Origin of the sequence: Paenibacillus farraposensis (genome assembly GCF_020736845.1) — a bacterium.
Taxonomy (GTDB): Bacteria; Bacillota; Bacilli; order Paenibacillales; family Paenibacillaceae; genus Paenibacillus; species Paenibacillus farraposensis.
Map to the genome: position 1 here is coordinate 211,141 of NZ_JAFFQR010000015.1, position 18,844 is coordinate 229,984.

Annotated in this window: 12 protein-coding genes, 1 pseudogene and 1 riboswitch; of the genes and pseudogenes, 9 read left to right on the forward strand and 4 right to left on the reverse strand. The window is 46.6% G+C overall.

Annotation, left to right across the window (positions count from 1 at the left end; translation table 11 throughout):
- The first annotated feature begins 19 nt into the window (after positions 1-19).
- A complete protein-coding gene (locus JO375_RS03995; protein ID WP_229523238.1) occupies positions 20-4,447 on the forward strand; it encodes a hypothetical protein in 4,428 nt (1,475 codons plus the stop codon).
- A gap of 39 nt (positions 4,448-4,486) precedes the next feature.
- Here the strand turns inward: JO375_RS03995 and JO375_RS04000 are convergent, their stop codons facing one another.
- Entirely contained in the window at positions 4,487-5,182 is a 696-nt protein-coding gene (locus JO375_RS04000; RefSeq protein WP_229523239.1) for a response regulator transcription factor, read from the reverse strand.
- A 180-nt stretch (positions 5,183-5,362) separates the two neighbouring features.
- Between JO375_RS04000 and JO375_RS04005 the strand changes: the two genes are divergently transcribed.
- A complete protein-coding gene (locus JO375_RS04005; RefSeq protein ID WP_229523299.1) occupies positions 5,363-6,745 on the forward strand; it encodes a sugar phosphate nucleotidyltransferase in 1,383 nt (460 codons plus the stop codon).
- Between the two features lie 156 nt (positions 6,746-6,901).
- Here JO375_RS04005 and JO375_RS04010 read toward each other — a convergent pair whose 3' ends face one another.
- On the reverse strand, positions 6,902-7,417 hold the full coding sequence (locus JO375_RS04010; RefSeq protein WP_229523240.1) for a thioredoxin family protein: 516 nt from the start codon (positions 7,415-7,417) through the stop codon (positions 6,902-6,904).
- 137 nt (positions 7,418-7,554) lie between these two features.
- Here JO375_RS04010 and JO375_RS04015 point away from each other — a divergent pair.
- Both JO375_RS04015 and JO375_RS04020 read left to right on the forward strand, forming a co-directional pair.
- Positions 7,555-7,906, forward strand: a pseudogene (locus tag JO375_RS04015) (family 1 glycosylhydrolase); the annotation flags it as partial.
- A gap of 271 nt (positions 7,907-8,177) precedes the next feature.
- Positions 8,178-8,272: riboswitch (glycine riboswitch) on the forward strand.
- 168 nt (positions 8,273-8,440) lie between these two features.
- A complete protein-coding gene (locus tag JO375_RS04020) occupies positions 8,441-9,859 on the forward strand; it encodes an alanine/glycine:cation symporter family protein (protein ID WP_229523300.1) in 1,419 nt (472 codons plus the stop codon).
- 280 nt (positions 9,860-10,139) lie between these two features.
- Here JO375_RS04020 and JO375_RS04025 read toward each other — a convergent pair whose 3' ends face one another.
- Positions 10,140-11,618, reverse strand: coding sequence for a PTS transporter subunit EIIC (locus JO375_RS04025; RefSeq protein WP_229523241.1), 1,479 nt, complete (start codon positions 11,616-11,618; stop codon positions 10,140-10,142).
- A gap of 319 nt (positions 11,619-11,937) precedes the next feature.
- Here JO375_RS04025 and JO375_RS04030 point away from each other — a divergent pair, with 319 nt between their 5' ends.
- Positions 11,938-12,759 (forward strand): MIP/aquaporin family protein, encoded by an 822-nt coding sequence (locus JO375_RS04030; RefSeq protein ID WP_229523242.1) that lies wholly within the window; start codon positions 11,938-11,940, stop codon positions 12,757-12,759.
- Between the two features lie 31 nt (positions 12,760-12,790).
- A complete protein-coding gene (gene glpK / locus JO375_RS04035) occupies positions 12,791-14,287 on the forward strand; it encodes a glycerol kinase GlpK (protein WP_229523243.1) in 1,497 nt (498 codons plus the stop codon).
- A 100-nt stretch (positions 14,288-14,387) separates the two neighbouring features.
- Here glpK and JO375_RS04040 read toward each other — a convergent pair whose 3' ends face one another.
- Positions 14,388-15,440 carry a LacI family DNA-binding transcriptional regulator gene (locus JO375_RS04040; RefSeq protein WP_229523244.1) on the reverse strand — a complete coding sequence of 351 codons (1,053 nt, stop codon included), beginning with the start codon at positions 15,438-15,440 and terminating at the stop codon, positions 14,388-14,390.
- 307 nt (positions 15,441-15,747) lie between these two features.
- On the opposite strand from JO375_RS04040, the gene JO375_RS04045 reads away from it, so the two are divergent.
- The 3 genes from JO375_RS04045 to JO375_RS04055 are packed head-to-tail and all read left to right on the forward strand — an operon-like array spanning position 15,748 to position 18,827.
- The gene (locus tag JO375_RS04045; protein WP_229523245.1) at positions 15,748-17,076 is read left to right on the forward strand and encodes an ABC transporter substrate-binding protein; all 1,329 of its coding nucleotides are present in this window, start codon (positions 15,748-15,750) and stop codon (positions 17,074-17,076) included.
- A 39-nt stretch (positions 17,077-17,115) separates the two neighbouring features.
- Positions 17,116-18,009: a carbohydrate ABC transporter permease gene (locus tag JO375_RS04050; protein ID WP_229523246.1), complete on the forward strand. Its 894-nt coding sequence runs from the start codon at positions 17,116-17,118 to the stop codon at positions 18,007-18,009.
- Positions 18,009-18,827: a carbohydrate ABC transporter permease gene (locus tag JO375_RS04055; RefSeq protein ID WP_229523247.1), complete on the forward strand. Its 819-nt coding sequence runs from the start codon at positions 18,009-18,011 to the stop codon at positions 18,825-18,827. Before JO375_RS04050 ends, JO375_RS04055 begins: the two co-directional genes overlap by 1 nt.
- The last annotated feature ends 17 nt before the right edge of the window (positions 18,828-18,844 follow it).

Sequence of the window (18,844 nt, forward strand, 5' to 3'; positions counted from 1 at the left end):
TCAAGAGAGGGGGCCAAGCATGAAAAAATGGATATTTCGCTATCGCTATGATATGGCGGCAATAGTGTTGATGCTGATTGCGATCGTTGCATATCTTGCACCCATCTATGGGCCAGGACAAATTGTGTTTAGCGATATTGCCTTTGGAGCCACCTCTCATCGATATCTGGAGGAAATAACGGGTGTATGGAACGAACGTTGGTCTACCTCGACCTTGTTCAATGCACCACGCATTCTGTATATTTTGCCGTTTTATGGGCTTTCATTGTTATTTGGCGAAAGCGGGCCGGTTTTGCTGAAATCTTTTATCACCGGTCTGTTATTTACTTCGGCATTTTCAATGTATGCCTTTGCCAAGCGGCTGGTCAGTGTGTATTATTCACCGCGCTTTACGAAAACCCGGATTTTTGCCATTATGGCCGGCTCGTTGTTCTATGCGCTGAATCCGTGGGTTATTTTTCGCATCCAGCATATTTATTTGCTCTGTGGATACAGTTTGTTCCCGTTAATGCTGCGATTCTTTTTCAGTGCGGTGGATCCCAAGTTTCAAATTCAACAAATTAAAGACTACAATCCTCACAAGCTGTATCAGCGGAACTGGATCGACCTGTTCCTGCTGGCTGCGGTGTTCACTGTTAGCGCGGCCGCGATTCACTATTTTTTCTTCGGCCTGATTTATTTGGGCTTGTTCGCCATGCTGCTATTGATCAAGCTGACCTGGACACACCGTAAAGCCGGCCGCGATTATGTACAGGCGATATACGTCAATGTTGTGCGCAAAGGCATTATTTTCGGCGTTTTTTTTGGCCTACTCAGTTTTTATTGGCTATCTCTGTATGTCGGCAGCATGCTGATGGGCGCTGAGGCGTCCCAGCACAATATCAACGTCGTGGATACGTTGTCTCTGTTCAGCCGTAACAGCAGCTTGCATAATGTCGTTTATTTATTAAGCTATTGGTGGCCTATGTTTTCCTTTTCCTCTTTGCCTTTCATGTTTTATGCAGGCGGGGGATTTTTGCTGTTATTGATCAGCTATGCGATGGTGACACGTTCACATAAAAATCCGATTATTTTAATCTTTTCGCTGCTTACGCTGCTGTTTGTAGTCGCAGCTACCGGAACGACGTTTCCGTCCATTGCCAAGTGGTTTGTCATTCTGGTGACGAAGACCCCAGTGATTGGCTCGGTTTTTCGTGATCCCAACAAATTTATTGGTCTGCTTGCGCTTAACTTTGGGGTGCTGCTCACCTTTGGTGTGATTCAGTTTATAGAATGGTTCGGATCATCGCCGTTGCAGCGCCTGTATAAAAGACTGGCGGTGGTCATTGTCGTTTTGTGTCTCGGTGTGTATTTTGCTCCCTTACGTACCCAGTTCATTGAAGGGTATTACAAGCCGGTTCAAGTCCCAAAAGATTACAGCCTCATGGCTGAAAAGCTGACTGACCCGGATCGTTATGACAGCAAGGCATTGTACTTCCCGATTGCCGATAATATGATTCAAAGCTATAACGGAGTAGCCACGCCGAAGTGGAATAAAGGGAAAACCGCAAACGAGAAGGCAACCGGAGATTTCCAGGTATACTCTTCTCCCAAAAACACCATTTTCCACCATGAGGGGAATGATCCAGGGATTACATACTATATGAACTTTCTGGAGTATATCATGGACAATGGACTAAGCTCCCGATTGAACAAGCTGTTTTCTGCCTTCGGAATCAACCAGCTGGTCTACCATGATGAATACGTAGGGCAGGAGAAGCGTCAGGATTTTCACCTATCGCAATTGGAAGCTCAGAGCGGATTGAAGCGTGCCTACAAAAACGGGATTTTTTCCATATTTAATCTAGATCAGGCACCACCCTATATGAATATCCTTACGAGTAAAATCGTGACACCCTACGGGTTTGGTAGATTGGAGAGCTACAGCCATCTGCCGGGCTTTGATTTTACCCGTTTCGGGGTATTGTTCAGTGCGTTAAAGCCGGAGCTAAACACCATTCAGACAGTCAACAAAGGGGATTATGTGGAAGCCGCCTCCTTTAATGATTTATTGTTGTCTCAGCTTCCGGCTGAGGATTACCTGAAGCCTTTTGACGCGATTGAGGATGGCAATGCGTTTTTGAAATGGTCCAAAACCTTTGCTTCGACTAGCGAATGGCTGTGGTATTTATCCTCCCAAAATATACGGAACTTTCCGTTCGATATGGAAATGGATGCGGGGATTGCTGTCACCTTTGCCAGCAAGAAGCTGGATGTGGCCCCTTATCAGATGAGCAGCATTGAAGGGAAAACAGTCCTGGATTTTGACTCTATGCTGCGAAGCGAAACCTTTTTTAAGCCCGACAATCCACAGTTGTTCAGTGTACAGGCTAATCCGCGTGAGGGATTGAATGATGTGCCGACGCTGCACGGCGAGATTATGAAGGGAGATCCGAGTAATATATGGCAGGTCGCCAGATCCGGTTTGCTGGAAGCCAAGGAGAATAATCCGTACCAGTTCCAAATCACGGTATCTGGTCGCGGGACGAACAAAATGCATGTAAAAATGAGATTTTATGACAAGCAAATGCGTGAGCTGGGGGTTAGCTATGTCGTAGCGCCTTCGGAGGAATACAATTTTGACAGTGTAAAATTTTACGGAGAATATGTGTCGCCGCCCGGCAGCTACTGGATGCGAATGGATTTGTTAACCCTGCAGCGTCCACAGCAAAAAAACTACTGGTGGATTCATGATATCCAGATGCGCGATTTGGGAAAATACAGCAAGCCCAACGCCTTTACCATGCATAAAAAATTGGACCAGCCGCAAACCTCGCGTGTGTATGCCAGAGTGTTTATGAATAAGGCGGGCGGGAAATTGCAGGTCACACTGCCGGATAGAAAAGTTGATATTGTGACCCGTGATGAAGGCTTGAACCAATTCCAATGGGTTGATCTGGGAGAGCATGTCTTCCCCAAAGGAGACTCTTCGGTCACGGTTAATAACTTGGAGGGCTTTAATGCAGTCAATCAATTTGCCATTGTACCTGCAGATCAGCTAGACGAGCTATCTTTTCCGGTAGAGCAGGCGCTGAAGCGGGGCAAGCTCTTTTTTACCCTGGAGGCAGAAAACGATTTTAAACTCCAAGGAAATGTTCAGACGGAACGGGCCTTCCCGCGGCTTAGTATGGGGCGGGGAATCAGCTATCAGAAGGGCACATTAAGCAGAGATGTGGAGGTCGTCAAAACAGGCACTTACTCCACAGCTATTCTGGCCAATTTACCCTCAGGATATCATGGGTCACTAACGATGAAGTGGGTGAATAAAGCGACAGGAGAAGTGCTGATCAGAACGATTCGCACAGATGAGCAGTATAAGCGCTTGCCCGCCACCTCTTCATCGGAAAACCAGGTCATTGAAACGGCGCCGAATCCGGATGGTTTCTCCAAGCAAATCATTTATGTTCCCGGTGTGCTGAACGAATATGGACGAGTCGAATTTAAAAATCTGTTTTTGTCCAAGGGAAAGTACCGTTTAACCCTTATACTCGATAGTCAGGTGCCATCCTTGAGTAATTTTGCAGATATTCACCGAATGGCGGGGCAGGAAGTGACGGCTATGCCTGTAGAAGACGCGAGAGAATCATTAAGCACCAATGTAGGCTGTGTGGCAGATATCCGCCCCGGTCAGACGAACCTGACATTAACAGGGAAGGAGCTGTCTATCCGTTACGCCCCAAGCTATTCCTGTGACTGGAACATTTATGCGTCCCGGAAAATGAAGGCTGAGCCACTGCAAGAGTATGCTGTGCAGCTGGATGCACGGTCAGAGCAAGTTGGAAGCCGGCATATGAAGGTCATTTTCTTGAATAAAGCCTCGCAAATTATCAAAACTTCCTATATTGACGAGGTGGAGGAAAGAGACAAGGAACAATGGAATCATTATGATCAGATTGTAAAGGCTCCGGCAGGAGCCACCTTTTTGCAGTTTCAGATTCTGGCACATGCGGATAAGAAGCAATCGGGGTTATTTCAAATGAAGAATTACTCTATCATTCCTTATCAAGCGATGATTACGGTAGATCAATTTACATTGTTTGAGGGCACGGATATGGAGACCTTTTTTGTAGCTCCATATGCTTCAGGGAACATTCAGGCTACTCGTAGAAATTCCATGGAGCGCAGCTTTACACTATATAACCCGACACGCCAACAGGTGCTGATTCGTGAGACAGAGTCACCAAACCCGCTATGGGAGTTTAGGCTGGGAGATGAGAATCAGCGTGCTCGTCTGTCTGTGAATGGTGTGACTACTGGATTTATTACGAGTGGCAACGGAAACGGGGAAGTTGTCGTTATTCTGGCTTCCGCCTACCGTTTTGGCTGGCTCCTGTTCATTATCGGGTTACTGGGCGGAGCAGCTTGTTTTCTTCCCTACCAGCGCTGGAAAAAGCGAAACCTTTCATAAGAAGCAAGCTGCTCGTGCAATCTTGTAGCTATGAGATGGCTAAATCTCGTATTTGTAGCCTCTGCCCCAGACGGTACGAATATGTTGAGGATTTTTAGGGTCACGTTCTATTTTTTTGCGAAGGCTGGAAATATGTACGTCGATGGTACGATCCAGATAAGCACCATCCCTACCTTTGATCCGATCCATCAGCTCGCTTCGGGTAAAGACTTTCCCTGGATTACAGGACATCTCTTTTATAATGGAAAATTCGATTTGAGTAACTTCAATTTCCCGGTCATCGACCAGCAGGCTATGACGGTAATCATTCACCCAAACTCTTACCTTTTTACGCTTTTGGGTGATGATTTGCGACTCAGTCGGGATGCTTCTGCCGCTGCGGCGCAGCAAGGCTTTGATACGGGCATTCAACTCTCTCAGGCTGAAGGGCTTACATAAAAAGTCGTCCGCTCCGTCATCCAGAGCCCTTATTCTGATATTCAGCACATTGTTATTAGAGATAATCAGCATAGGAACCATAGAAAATTGACGGATTTGGCTGATCAGTGCAAATTCGGCTCTTCCGGAAAACATCAGATCGGTCACAATGATATCCGGCTTGAAACGCATAAGTGTAGAAATTGCTAGTTTAGAATCATGGATAAGTTCAGTATGATAACCTTCCTCCTTAAGATGAAGAGCGATCATATCTGCCAAACTTTTTTGGTCTTCGATGATGAGTATTTTTATAGACATAACTGACATCTCCTATGGGAACAAAATTGTATTTGTATTACGTAAACATGCATTTACATTGCGTAAACATGCATTTGCCGAAATATTATATACTTATGTATTCGGCAAAAATACGGAAAATAAATAGTCTTGTATAATAGAAAATTAACAATTTAGAGGAAGAAGGTTACATCTTTGCGAATGATTTTATTGTCCGGAGGTTCGGGTAAACGGTTATGGCCTTTATCCAATGTGAACCGTCCCAAGCAGTTTCTTTCTATATTGCGTCATGATGAACGTCCCGAAAGCATGCTGCAACGGATTTGGCGGCAACTAGAAGAAGCAAATTTGGCTGATAAGGCCTATTTTTCTACGAGTGGAACTCAGGCTGAGCTGATTCGAGGACAAATTGGGGAGGATGTGGTGGTCATAGAGGAGCCTGCCCAGCGTGATACCTTTCCAGCCATTTCTCTGGCTGCGGCTTACTTGCATGACGTTGCAGGTGCCTCACGCGACGAGATTGTAGGAGTCATGCCAGTGGACGGATATGCGGGAGATGAATTTTTTGAGCATCTGCGCAGACTTCCTACTATTTTAGAGCAATCAGGAAGCGATATCGCACTGATGGGCGTTGCTCCGACTGAGCCTTCAGATAAATATGGATATATCGTGCCTTCGTCATCCCCTTCGCCTGATCAGTCATTTTATAGGGTGAGCTCATTTGTTGAAAAGCCGGATCTCATCCGTTCGGAAGCGCTAATTCGCGAAGGAGCTTTATGGAATTGCGGGGTGTTCGCTTTCAGACTTGGTTTTTTGTTGGACATACTAGAGCAAAAAGGCTTCCCGCCGCAGTATGAATCACTTTCGACAAATTATGCAGACATGTCTAAAACGAGCTTCGATATTGCGGTTGTCGAGCATACACGTAAGCTCTCTGTGCTTCCTTACCATGGAGAGTGGAGGGATCTGGGAACCTGGGACTCGCTCGTACGGGAAATGAGCTCGGAGCTAAGCGGACCCGGCTATATTTCAGAAGCTTCACACGACTCGCATATTATCAATGAACTGGAGATTCCGGTCAGCATCTGGAATGTTCCGGGCATTATCGTCGTTGCCGGACCGGATGGTGTACTCGTAACGGATCGACAATCTTCGACAGGCATTAAAGAAATGGTAGCGGAAATTGAAATCGGCCCGCGTTTTGAAGAGCGCTTCTGGGGGAAACAAACGGTATTATCCCACCAGCAAGCGGCAGATGGATTACAGACGGTTACCAAACGTGTCGTCATTTCGGCTGGCAGATTTATCAGCTATCATGAGCACCAGTTCCGTAAAGAAGTTTGGACCATCGTCTCAGGAACCGGCAGTGTCTGTATTAATGACGTGACACAGAAGGTCAGCCCCGGTGAGGTCATCGTGGTAGAACCTGGTACAAAGCATTCTATAGGGGCAGTAGAAGGGGATTTGGAATTCATCGAGTCGCAAATCGGACATATCGTATCGGAAACAGATATCAGCCGATATGAGTTCCCCAATCCGGTCGACGCGCATGTAGCTTCCAAATCGGGACCCAGATATTTATAAATAGACCAACAGTAGGGAGTTGGGAAGAGGGAAGAACTATTTTTTTAAGCAGCTGATTTGTATATATCAAGAAAAGGTATTCAGGCGTTAAAAGCGTGAATACCTTTTTTTCGTATAAACAGCCTGTTCGTATAATGTGAATACGAAGTACGAGGCTTATTGAATAAGCTTCTTGGAAATCAGCCACTCTTTTACAGCATCCGTACTGAGTTCCTTTTCAGGTGTCCATTCTATTTTATCAACCATCTTGCCCTGTCTGAATTCCGCAATAGTAGGGGTGTATTTAACGTTGTAATCCGCTTTGAATTTATTCCATTGGAGCTTGTCCTGATGAATTTTATGAACATTCAAAAATGTAATTTTCGAGCCCAGATTGTATTCTTCGATCATCTTGTTAAATTTCGGCTCAAAGCGGTTGCAGTCACCACAGCTAGGTCTGCCGACATAGACGAACACACTTTGATCCTGTTGGATCAGTTTCTTAAAACCATCCATGGTAACCGCATTTAAATAATCATAGATTTCGGGATAATTGCTTTTGCTCGCTTGAATCTCTTTGTCTTTCTGTTGAATCACTTGCTCCAGGCCCTGAAATTTGAATACAGCAGAAATCGCAATGGCAATAAGAAGCAATACAATGACACTTAATCCGGCGATATATGCTTTTTTCACAGAAATCCTCCTTTTTTTACAATATAACGATTAGTATAAATGATATTTCCAATTTTAGCTGTAACACTTGTCTCATTATGTAAGAAAAAATGGATCATGTCGCAAAAGCAACATCAGAGGATTGTGCCAAAGGCAAGAATACGTTTTATGACCGCTATCAAAAGCTGCTATTCATCGTGGAAAATGGCCTGGGGGCATATGATTAGGTGGAAGAAGACGGTTCTGTGCATGATACCTATCGCATTGATTACCTGCCCCAGCATATTGCCCAAATGAAGGAAGCCATTGCCGATGGTGTTGACCTGATCGGTTACACGAGCTGGGGGCCTATCGACCTTGTAAGCATGTCGACTTTCGAGATGTCCAAGCGCTACGGATTTATTTATGTTGATCTGGATGATGACGGTAATGGCACGCTCAAATGCTCCCAAAAAAGACTCCTTTAACTGGTACAAAAATGTAATTGCAACCAATGGTGAAGAACTGTAATGGTTGATTGACTTGATATCGCCTTGGACGGGCAGGACAGAGAACACCGTAAGGATGCGCTCTGCCCTGCCCGCTTTGATTTGTAGGCCGGTGATTGCACCCCAGAGGGCTTCACAAATTTTTCACTTGTAATAATCTGAAATTTTTCTGTATAATAAAAAACAATTTCATATGTCTGGTTGATGTTTGCGGGAGATGGAACGAACGTTCCGACCGAAGGGGCAAAACTCTCAGGTGCTTGGCTGGTACAGCAACAAGCAGGACCGTAAACGGACAGAACTCTGGAGAGACCCTTAATTGGGCGCCGAAGGTGCACCGCAGAGAACATCTGCTTAAACTCTCAGGCAAAAGGACAGAGACGCGAATAACCTATGACAGGGGATGCCCTATTTTTTTAAAGCTATTTTAAGCTATGTAGCGGCCTGCAACCTGCGCAAAAGGGTTTTATTTTTTCGTGCCTTTAACCTCTCCAGGAGTCGAATCAGCGGATTTGACTCTTTTTTGTTTTTGAATATGCTGGAGGAGCGGGTTGAGATGAATTTGGTTCATGTATTGGAAACGATTAGCAGTTGGATGTGGGGGGCGCCTCTGATCATTCTCGTTATGGGAACGGGATTGTGGCTGACCATACGTTTAAAATTGCTGCAGGTATTGCACCTGCCTTTGGCGATCAAGCTGATCGGCAAGGCCCCCAATGAAGGCAGCGGAGATGTAAGCAGCTTTGCGGCCCTGAGTACGGCGTTGGCAGCTACAGTCGGCACAGGCAGCATTGTCGGCGTGGCGACAGCCATTAAGCTGGGCGGACCGGGCGCCTTGTTCTGGATGGTCGTGGCCGCCTTTTTCGGGATGGCAACAAAATATGCAGAAGGCGTGCTTGCCGTAAAATATCGCGTGAAGGACCGGAATGGACAATTTTCCGGTGGCCCGATGTATTATATTGAAAATGGTCTGGGGCGCCGCTTTAAGCCGCTGGCCATGCTGTTTGCCTTTTCGGGGATGCTGGTAGCGCTGTTCGGAATCGGAACGTTTCCGCAGGTCAAGGCCATTGTGTCCTCGACCGAGAACAGCTTTGGTGTTCCGCCGATTGTAACGGCGTTGATTATTGCTACCCTTACAGCACTGGTCACCATTGGAGGACTCAAAAGCATTGCCAAGGTATCAACGAAGGTCGTTCCCTTCAAAACAGGCTTATACGTACTGATCTGTATCATCGTACTGATCCGGTTCGCGGATCAACTTCCGGCCGCCATTGCACTTGTGCTGCATTCAGCGTTTTCAACTACGTCTGCGACGGGCGGCTTTGCCGGGGCTACGATTATGCTGGCGATGCGCAGCGGGGTAGCCAGAGGTATTTTTGCCAATGAGGCAGGTCTGGGTAGCGCACCGATTGCTGCCGCAGCCGCCAAAACCAAATGGCCTGCGGAGCAAGGGCTGATTTCCATGACAGGCGTGTTCATTGATACGATGGTTATATGTGTGATGACCGGGCTGACGCTGCTGGTGAGCGGTGTGTGGAGTGGACCTACCGATGCGGGTCTAATGACTCAGCAGGCATTTTCCAGCGCATTTCCGCTAGGCGCAGAATTGCTTACGATCATTCTGATTATGTTTGCGTTCACGACCATGCTTGGCTGGAACTACTACGGGGAACGATGTGTTGAATATTTGCTTGGCGTCAAGTGGATTAAGCCATATCGTTATTTGTTCATCGCACTGGTTGCCGGCGGGGCGTTCATTAAACTGGATGCAATCTGGCTGCTCGCAGATATTTTTAACGCGATGATGGCCTTTCCAAACCTGATTGCGCTGCTTGGTTTGTCAGGCATTGTCGTTGCAGAAACTCGAATCTATATGAACTCTCTGTATTCCAACAAGAACAAGGATATCTTTACAGGTGCCAATGTAGGCGCGGCGATCCAGGTAGAAGAAAAAGGACAAACGGTTCATTTATAAATTCCAAAAGGGAGTGCCCTGAGCCATCACAGGCTTGCGAGGACACTCCCTTTTTGGCCGTTCGCCGGGATGAACCGTCAGCGGATGGCTGTATTCCCGTCGGAGTACGCGGACAGGAGCGAATCAGCGGGAAGCTGCATTCCTGAACCCCAAAGGGGTGAGTAACATCATATATATAACAATATAATGTAAGCGTATCTAAGTTGTTAGCAGATGGACGGCAATCCAAAAGGGTATCTCGATGATTGAAGAGATACCCTTTTTGTGGACCTGAACTTACTTACATCAACCGCTGCATTTCATCTTTCAGAATTTCAGACCGTGTACCAAATATCACCTGCAGCACACCGTTACCAAGCCTGATAATCCCCGAAGCTCCGAGCTGCTTGAGAGCTTGATCGTTAACCGCTTTGTCGTCTTTGACAACCAGCCGCAGCCGTGTAATACATGCATCGATGCTTTGGATATTGTCCGAACCGCCCAGATGGGCAAGTATTTTTGCTGCATCGTTCTCTTGACTGTCAGATAGCGCTGCTGGCTTTTCAATAGATATGGATTGGCTAGTATCTGAGAGGAGGCTGTTTTCTGCGTCATCTTCGCGTCCGGGTGTTTTGAGATTGAATTTGACAATGATAAACCGGAACAGGAAATAATATATGACGGCAAAAGCCAGACCGGCGGCAATCATTCGCAGCGGGTGGGTGGACAGCTTCATGTTGACCAAATAGTCAATGAGTCCGGCTGAAAAAGAAAAGCCAAGTTTGACATCCAGAAGATACATGATCAGGCCGCTCAGACCTGTAAGCAGTGCATGAATGCCATAAAGCAACGGTGCAATGAACATAAAGGAAAATTCGAGCGGCTCGGTAATTCCCGTTAGAAACGATGCAAGCGCAGAACCGATGAAAATAGAAGCAACCGCTTTGCGTTTTTCAGGTTGGGCTGTATGGATGAATGCAAGGGCGGCTGCCGGAAGCGCGAACATCATAATAGGAAAGAAGCCGGACATGAACAGACCCGCCGATTTATCGCCTGCAAAGAAACGGGTCAGATCACCATGTACAACCTCGCCCGCTGCATTCGTATAATCACCAATCTGGAACCAAGCGATAGAGTTCAGTACATGATGCAGACCGAGCGGGATCAGCAGCCGATTGGCAATCATGAACACCATCGAGCCAATGCCGCCAAAACCGACAATCCAGTTGCCGAAGGCCGCAATCATATCCTGTACCGGACTCCAGATCATACCGAGCAGAACGGCCCAAATTATGGTGGTGAAGGCAGTAATCATAGGGACAAAACGTTTGCCGGAAAAGAAGCCAAGCCAATCCGGAAGCTGGATATTGTGATATTTTTTGAATAGATAAGCAGACCAACCGCCGATAAAAATGCCGCCCAGCACCCCCATATCCAGCTTAACGTCATCGGGAATATATGCAAAAATGCCCGGTACTGCCGCCAAAATCCGGATCAGCACCATATAGGCGATGACTGCGGATAGTGCGGCCACCGCATCCCCTGCCAGGCCGATCGCAACACCGATGGCAAAGATTAACGCCAGGTTGCCGAAGATGGCGCCTGCGCCTTGGTTCAAAAAAGGAGTGACATAATGATTCAAAAAACCGCCTACCGCAGGGCCAAGCGGAATATCCGTCTCATAGTTGATCAGAGCCAGCCCTTGCAAAATCCCCGCCGCGGGTAGTGTCGCTACCGGAAGCATTAACGATTTTCCGATTTTTTGCAGTAATTTCAGCATGACCTTCTTCCCTTCATCATCGGTTTGGGAACAACATATCCGCATATGTCTGAATTTTACTACCCATTTTTTTACATCATAAAGGGGGAAATCTGACATAGTCAACGATTATTTCGATATCTGGAACATTTTAAATTTGTAGTTGACAACGCTTACATACTTATATAATATCAAATTTAAGTTAATAATCGTGACGGAGACAGGAGAGCCACGCAGACATCCCATACCACAACACGGGAGCGGTTTGTAATGGCTTTTCTTTTTTTGCGCGCGATGAATGCGATTAAAAATCGGGTGATCTATTGAGGAGGTAGGTTGTATGTCGCCATACGCAGCCGAGTTTATAGGGACGATGATTCTGATTGTTCTGGGTAGCGGGGTGTGTGCAGGGGTATCCCTGAAAAAATCATTTGCCCACGCTTCCGGCTGGATTGTCATCGGAATGGGATGGGGGCTTGCGGTTGCGGTCGCAGTGTATGCGGCAGGTCCAATCAGCGGAGCCCATTTGAATCCGGCGGTGACGCTGGCGTTGGCATTTCAGGGTGTTTTTCCATGGCAAGACGTTCCCGGCTATATAGCGGCTCAGCTTCTTGGTGCCATGGCAGGTGCCGTGATTGTGGTGTTGCATTATTGGCCCCATTGGAAAAAGACGGAGGACGCAGCCACCAAACTCAGTGTATTTGCCACGGGTCCAGCTATTGATTATCCGTTCGCCAACGTGCTTAGTGAAATGATAGGCACGTTTATCTTTGTTCTTGCCCTACAGTCGCTTGGTGCCAATACATTTACAGAGGGCCTTCATCCGTTAATTGTCGGTTTTCTGGTCGTCAGCATCGGTTTATCCCTTGGCGGGACGACGGGCTATGCCATTAATCCGGCGAGGGATTTGGGCCCGCGTCTTGTCCATTATGTACTGCCGATTCCCGGCAAGGGAGCATCCGGGTGGAAATATGCCTGGGTACCCATTGCAGGTCCGTTATTGGGAGGATCTTTCGGAGGGCTATTTTACCAGGCTGTGTTTAAAGGGCAGGTGAGCCCGGCTTTCTGGATTTTGCTCGGCATTATTGTGATCGTACTACTGCTTGCTTTCCGTTTCAGTCGTAGTTACAAAAGCTCTATCACCGACAAACTAACCGTATAAAATGGATTGATTTACAGAGGAGAGATGAACGATGGAAAAATATATTTTGTCACTGGACCAAGGCACGACAAGCTCAAGAGCGATTCTGTTCAATAAAGAAGGAGATGTGGTGTATTCCGCTCAACGGGAATTTCCGCAATATTTTCCCCAGCCCGGCTGGGTGGAGCAGAATGCCAATGAAATCTGGAGTTCCATTCTGGGCGTCATCGCATCCTGTCTGTCCGAATCGGGTGTAAAGGCAAGCCAGGTTGCCGCCATCGGTATTACCAACCAGCGGGAATCGGTAGCTGTTTGGGATAAAAATACGGGATTGCCTGTGTACAATGTGCTCGTATGGCAGTCGCGCCAAACCTCGGATATCTGTGAGGAATTGAAGGAGCAGGGCTATGAAGAACTGTTTCACAGCAAAACAGGGCTATTGATCGATCCGTATTTTTCCGGCACCAAAGTGAAGTGGATTCTGGATCATGTGGAGGGGGCGAGAGAAAAGGCAGAACGTGGCGACTTGTTATTCGGCACGATTGATTCGTGGCTGATCTGGAAGCTGTCCGGCGGAAAGGCACATGTGACAGACTACTCCAATGCGGCCCGAACGCTGATGTTTAACATTTACGAACTCAAGTGGGACGAAGAGCTGCTGGATATTCTCGGTGTGCCCAAAATCATGCTGCCTGAGGTCAGACCTTCCTCTGAGGTATATGCGCACACGGTGGATTATCATTTCTTTGGGCAAAATATACCGATTGCTGGTGCAGCGGGTGATCAGCAGGCAGCTTTGTTTGGGCAGGCCTGCTATGAAAAAGGGATGATTAAAAACACTTACGGCACAGGCTGCTTCATGCTGATGAATACGGGGGATGAACCTGTGGAATCCAAGCATGGCCTCATTACGACCATCGCATGGGGGCTGAAGGAAGGCAAAGTGCAATATGCACTGGAGGGGAGTGTGTTTGTCGCAGGCTCTGCAATTCAATGGCTGCGCGACGGTCTGCGCATGTTCCGTGAAGCAAAGGATAGCGAGCCCTATGCAGTCCGTGTCTCCTCTACAGAAGGTGTGTATCTTGTGCCTGCTTTTGTTGGCCTGGGAAGTCCCTACTGGGATAGTGAAGTGCGTGGAGCGATGTTCGGCCTGACCCGGGGAACCACCAAGGAGCATTTTATCCGTGCCACATTGGAGTCACTCGCTTATCAGACCAAGGATGTGCTTACAGCGATGGAGATTGATTCCGGTATCACAGTGAAAATGTTGCGGGTAGATGGAGGAGCTGTGCTGAACAATTTCCTGATGCAATTCCAAAGCGATATTTTGGATGCTACGGTGGAACGGCCTGTTATCCATGAAACGACGGCACTGGGGGCCGCATGTCTGGCCGGGTTGGCTACGGGATACTGGAACAGTATGGATGAGCTGCGCCAGCGTGTAAGGGCGGAACGCACATTTGTCCCTGCTATGGATACGGCAACACGAGACAGCCTGTATCAAGGCTGGAAAAGGGCTGTGAACGCGGCCATGGCCTACAAATCATAGCCTGATGGCAGTTGCCCTGATCCGCCAGATGGACACTTTGAAAGCAATGTCCATCTGGCGGGTCAAAGGATAGCCGATCAGTTGTAATCGCTGAGAGGCTTTAAGGTGTGTGCTGACCTTTGATCAGCATATGGTTCCAATTTTGCCGGGCTCCGCAGGAACTGCGGATGACCAGTTCCGGTTCTATCTTAATACATTTGGTCTCCATCTGTTTCTTCATCAGGTCGAACAGCACCATTGCGGCTAGACGGCCTATTTTTTGTGTGTCCTGCTTTACTGTGGTCAGAGGAGGGTCGGTATAACGACAGGCTTCTATATCATCGCACCCCACCACAGCAACATCCTCGGGAACCTGCAAGCCGCTTTCCTTGAAAGCGCGCATCGCACCAAAGGCGAGCAGATCGGTAGCCGCAAAAACAGCCTTCGGCAAATTTCCTTGCTCTATCCACGCCTTGGCGATCTGGTATCCATCTTCTGCTGCATAATCCTTGCCATACACAAACCATTCAGGTCTGACCTCAAGGCTAAACCGTTTTAGTGATGTGATAAAGGCTTCTTCTCTCTCTTTAATAACCAGGGATGGACGTTCAATGCCTATAAAACCGATATCACGGTAGCCATTCATGTAAAAATGCTCAACAACCTTCGTGGAAATTTTCTGATTGTCAGACATAATATAGCAGGAATTGACTCCTGTTAGTTCAATATCGACACCGATGCAGGGAATGGGACTGGCATCGAGATCAAAAACGCTTTTTTCCACTTCATCTCCGGCAATAATAATGCACCCGTCCACCGAGAAATATTTTGAGCGAGCCAAATAGTCCTCACCAGTATCCAGGAATTTCTCATTCGAAAAAAACAGCAGATCATAACCGAGCAAGCCAATCTGTTTTTTGAAGACATTAATGATATCTACAAAAAATGGATGGCCGAAATCGACATTCAACTTACCGGCGAATATAACACCTACCAGATTTGATTTTTTGGTAGCAAGCGTTTTAGCCGAAGAGGAGGGTCTATACCCTGTTTCCTCCATAATTTTAAGCACACGCTGCCGGGTTTCCTCGCTGATATCCGTGTAATTGTTTATAATTTTCGAAACGGTTGCCACCGATACGCCTGCCATGCTAGCTATTGTTTTGATATTCATGAAATCCTCCAAACTAAACCGCTTTAGATATATGAGCTGTACATACAAAATGTAATAATTACTCGTATTCTATGCTAACTTATAGAGGAGAGTCAACTGGATGATTTAAAAATTAATTTCCATATATTATGGAATGAAAACCTCATTTCAACTATGTTTCGCGTTTTTTTGATAATTCACAAATCTCTATTTACAAATGCAGATCATTTGTTACATAATGGTATTTGAAAATAACGAAACTGCTTTCGTGTTATGTGTTCGCAGGAGGCAAATGTATTTATTCTAAGATGAGATGGGGGATTCTGCAATGCTGAAAAAGAGTTTTTCTTTATTTTTTGTAACCGCTTTAATTTTGATGCTGGCTGCTTGCGGCAATGGTGACGGAGCTATACAGGACGGAAATAAAAAGGTCACTTTAAAGATTATTCATTGGCAGCAAGAAAATATTAATAACTATATAAAGGAATTCAATAAAAAGTTTGAAGAGAAATATCCGGAGGTTCAGGTAGAATATACGACTGTTCCTGCAGACTCCACTTATGATCAACTGATGCAAACCCGCATGAATGCCGGTACAACCGGGGATGCAGACATTATTCCTCTAAAATTCAGCTTTGTAGGCGCTCCGCAGGAATGGTCCAAGGGAGCAGCTGACCCGATGTGGAAGCAATGGATTGATGGAGGACTAATAGCCGATCTGTCAGATCAGGCTTTTATAAAAAACTACAATCCTGCAGATGTCAAAAATGCCATGACCTATAAGGACAAGGTATACGGTGTAAATATGGGGAAGGTGGCACTGACAGGTCTGTTTTACAACAAGGAGATTTTCGAAAAATATAATCTTGCTGTGCCCACGACATGGGACGAACTGGTGCGTGCGATGAAGGTGCTCAAGGATAATGGCGTAGAACCAATCGGCTTTGGCGGCAAGGATGTATGGCCTATTAACCTTGCTGTTCAAGGGCTTCAGGCCTCCATCCATGATGATCAGCTGGAATATATCAAAGGGCTGTGGACAGGCAAGACAAAGTTGACAGATCCCGTCCAGCTTGAAGTGCTGGAAAAATCGCAAATCCTGATGAATAATGCCATCGGCGGATTTATGGGGATTGATTATGGAACCTTGCCAAGTTTGTTTGCGACGGGGCGTGTAGCCATGATTGCAGATGGTACGTGGGATGCTACTACGATCCAGACAGCCAATCCACAGATGAAATTTGGTTATTTTCCGATTCCGGGCAGTAATGATCCGGCCAAAAATAAGGACCTTGCAGGCAAGTATGATATGACATGGATGGTATTGGAAAAGTCGCCAAACAAGGCTTATGCGCTCAAGTGGCTCGAGATGCTCTCCGAGAAGGAGAACTACACGGATTTTGTGAATGCCGCCGGATTTTTGCCTACACAGCCTGATGTGAAGATCAAGAGTGACTTTATCATTGAAATCCAGCCTTCACTTGAAAACTTCAAGTTGTCTTGGGATCAGCTGTTTATCAATCGCAAGAATGTAGGACAGTACATTAAGGATGCAAGCGTGCATGCGGAATTTCTGGCCCCTGCCGGACCGTTAAAAACGCCTTTGGAGCTTGCGAAAAAATCCCAGGCAGACTGGGATGCGGCGGCCCCTAAATAAATCAATGCTTCCATAAATAATGTAAAGGGTGTGAGACCCATGTATCCTTTCGGAAAGGGTGCGGCCCGGTTAATGCCGTATCTTTTGCTCAGTATTCCAGTTCTGCTCTATTTGTTTTTTGGCTTTGGCCCTTCTATGATAACCGTACTGTTCTCCTTTACGGATGCTACAGGGGTTCCGGGACAGGTATGGAATTTTGTCGGACTCGAGAATTATACGACCTTTTTTACCTCATCCGACTCCGGAGACCGTATCGCTTCTATTGGTCGTTCCTTATATTTTGCCGTAGCCGTAGTTCTGATTCAAAATGCAGTGGGGTTGTTCATGGCTGTCATTATTAATAAAAAGCTCAAAGGTGATGTGTTTTACCGCGCTGTATTTTTCTTGCCGGTGGTGCTTGGGGTCACGGTATCCGGTCTGATCTGGCAGCTGATTGCCAACCCGCTTGGCGGCCCTGCGCAAACCATGATGAGTTTTTTTGGAACCCGCTCCAATTTTTTTGGAGACTATGATATCGCATTTGAATTGATTATTTTTGTGCAAATTTGGATGTACATGGGCTACTCAATGACTATTTTTTTAGCCGGACTCCAATCCATTCCTAGTGATTTGTATGAAGCGGGCTATATGGACGGCGCTTCCGGATGGAAAGCGTTCAAAAATATTACCTTTCCGATGATAGCACCGTCCTTTACAGTCAATATGCTCCTGTCCATTATCGGAGCATTGCAAACCTTTGACATTATTTATGTGCTGACAGGGGGCAAATTCAACACGACGACACTTGCGTTTGATGTGTACGCAACGGCTTTCGGCTCCGGTACGTCGGATTATGGTCTTGCTTCCGCAGTAGCCATGATTCAGTTCCTGTTCGTATTTATGGTGTCGATGATTGCCCTCTATTACTTGCGAAGAAGAGAGGTGGAAATGTAATGGGCGGTACCAAGCGAACCAGAATATTGAGCTACTTCATCGTACTGCTCATGCTTTCCCTGTATTTATTTCCGCTTTTCTACCTCTTTAATGTATCCATGAAGACACAGAGTGAGTATCTGATAGATCCTGTGGCTATAGCCAAGGGCCTGCGCTTGGAGAATTTCATGGACGCCTGGGAAAAAGGGAATTTCTCCCAGTACATGTGGAACAGCATTTTGTATACGGGAGCATCTACACTGTTTACATTGCTGCTATCCGTATTTGCAGCTTTCCCGCTGGCAAGGGGATACGTTAGGTTCAGCACGTTCTTTTATATGTTCTTTCTCATCTCCATGTATCTTCCGAACCCGCTGATTCCGCAATTTGCTCTGATTAATAGTCTGGGGCTTTACAATACGCAGCTTGGTTTTATTTTGCTGAAAACAACAGGGACCGGCATTGCTTTTCTGATGTTTGTGGGATATATCAAGTCTGTCTCACGGGAACTGGATGAAGCGGCGGCGATGGACGGGTGTGGATATACACGCTATTTGTTTACGATTCTTGTGCCGCTGATGAAGCCAGTGCTGGCGACAGGTATCATTTTGACAGCCATTGGGGTGTGGAACGACATTATAGGTCCTACCATTTATTTGTCTGATCCCGCGTTTCAGCCGGTGACCAAGGGATTGTTCTCCTTCTACGGACAATACATGAACAACTGGCCGCTGCTCGCTTGCGGTATCCTGATTGTTACATTACCACTGGTTATTTTGTATATTTTCCTCCAGCGCTTTATTGTGGGCGGTGCGATGGCTGGAGCTGTGAAGTCTTGATTCCTGAAAGGAGATAC

Excerpts from the sequence above, each read along its gene's own strand:
- JO375_RS03995 (WP_229523238.1), top strand. The coding sequence starts at position 20 with ATGAAAAAATGGATATTTCGCTATCGCTATGATATGGCGGCAATAGTG.
- JO375_RS04000 (WP_229523239.1), bottom strand. The coding sequence starts at position 5,182 with ATGTCTATAAAAATACTCATCATCGAAGACCAAAAAAGTTTGGCAGAT.
- JO375_RS04005 (WP_229523299.1), top strand. The coding sequence starts at position 5,363 with ATGATTTTATTGTCCGGAGGTTCGGGTAAACGGTTATGGCCTTTATCC.
- JO375_RS04020 (WP_229523300.1), top strand. The coding sequence starts at position 8,441 with ATGAATTTGGTTCATGTATTGGAAACGATTAGCAGTTGGATGTGGGGG.
- JO375_RS04025 (WP_229523241.1), bottom strand. The coding sequence starts at position 11,618 with ATGCTGAAATTACTGCAAAAAATCGGAAAATCGTTAATGCTTCCGGTA.
- JO375_RS04030 (WP_229523242.1), top strand. The coding sequence starts at position 11,938 with ATGTCGCCATACGCAGCCGAGTTTATAGGGACGATGATTCTGATTGTT.
- glpK (WP_229523243.1), top strand. The coding sequence starts at position 12,791 with ATGGAAAAATATATTTTGTCACTGGACCAAGGCACGACAAGCTCAAGA.
- JO375_RS04040 (WP_229523244.1), bottom strand. The coding sequence starts at position 15,440 with ATGAATATCAAAACAATAGCTAGCATGGCAGGCGTATCGGTGGCAACC.
- JO375_RS04045 (WP_229523245.1), top strand. The coding sequence starts at position 15,748 with ATGCTGAAAAAGAGTTTTTCTTTATTTTTTGTAACCGCTTTAATTTTG.
- JO375_RS04050 (WP_229523246.1), top strand. The coding sequence starts at position 17,116 with ATGTATCCTTTCGGAAAGGGTGCGGCCCGGTTAATGCCGTATCTTTTG.
- JO375_RS04055 (WP_229523247.1), top strand. The coding sequence starts at position 18,009 with ATGGGCGGTACCAAGCGAACCAGAATATTGAGCTACTTCATCGTACTG.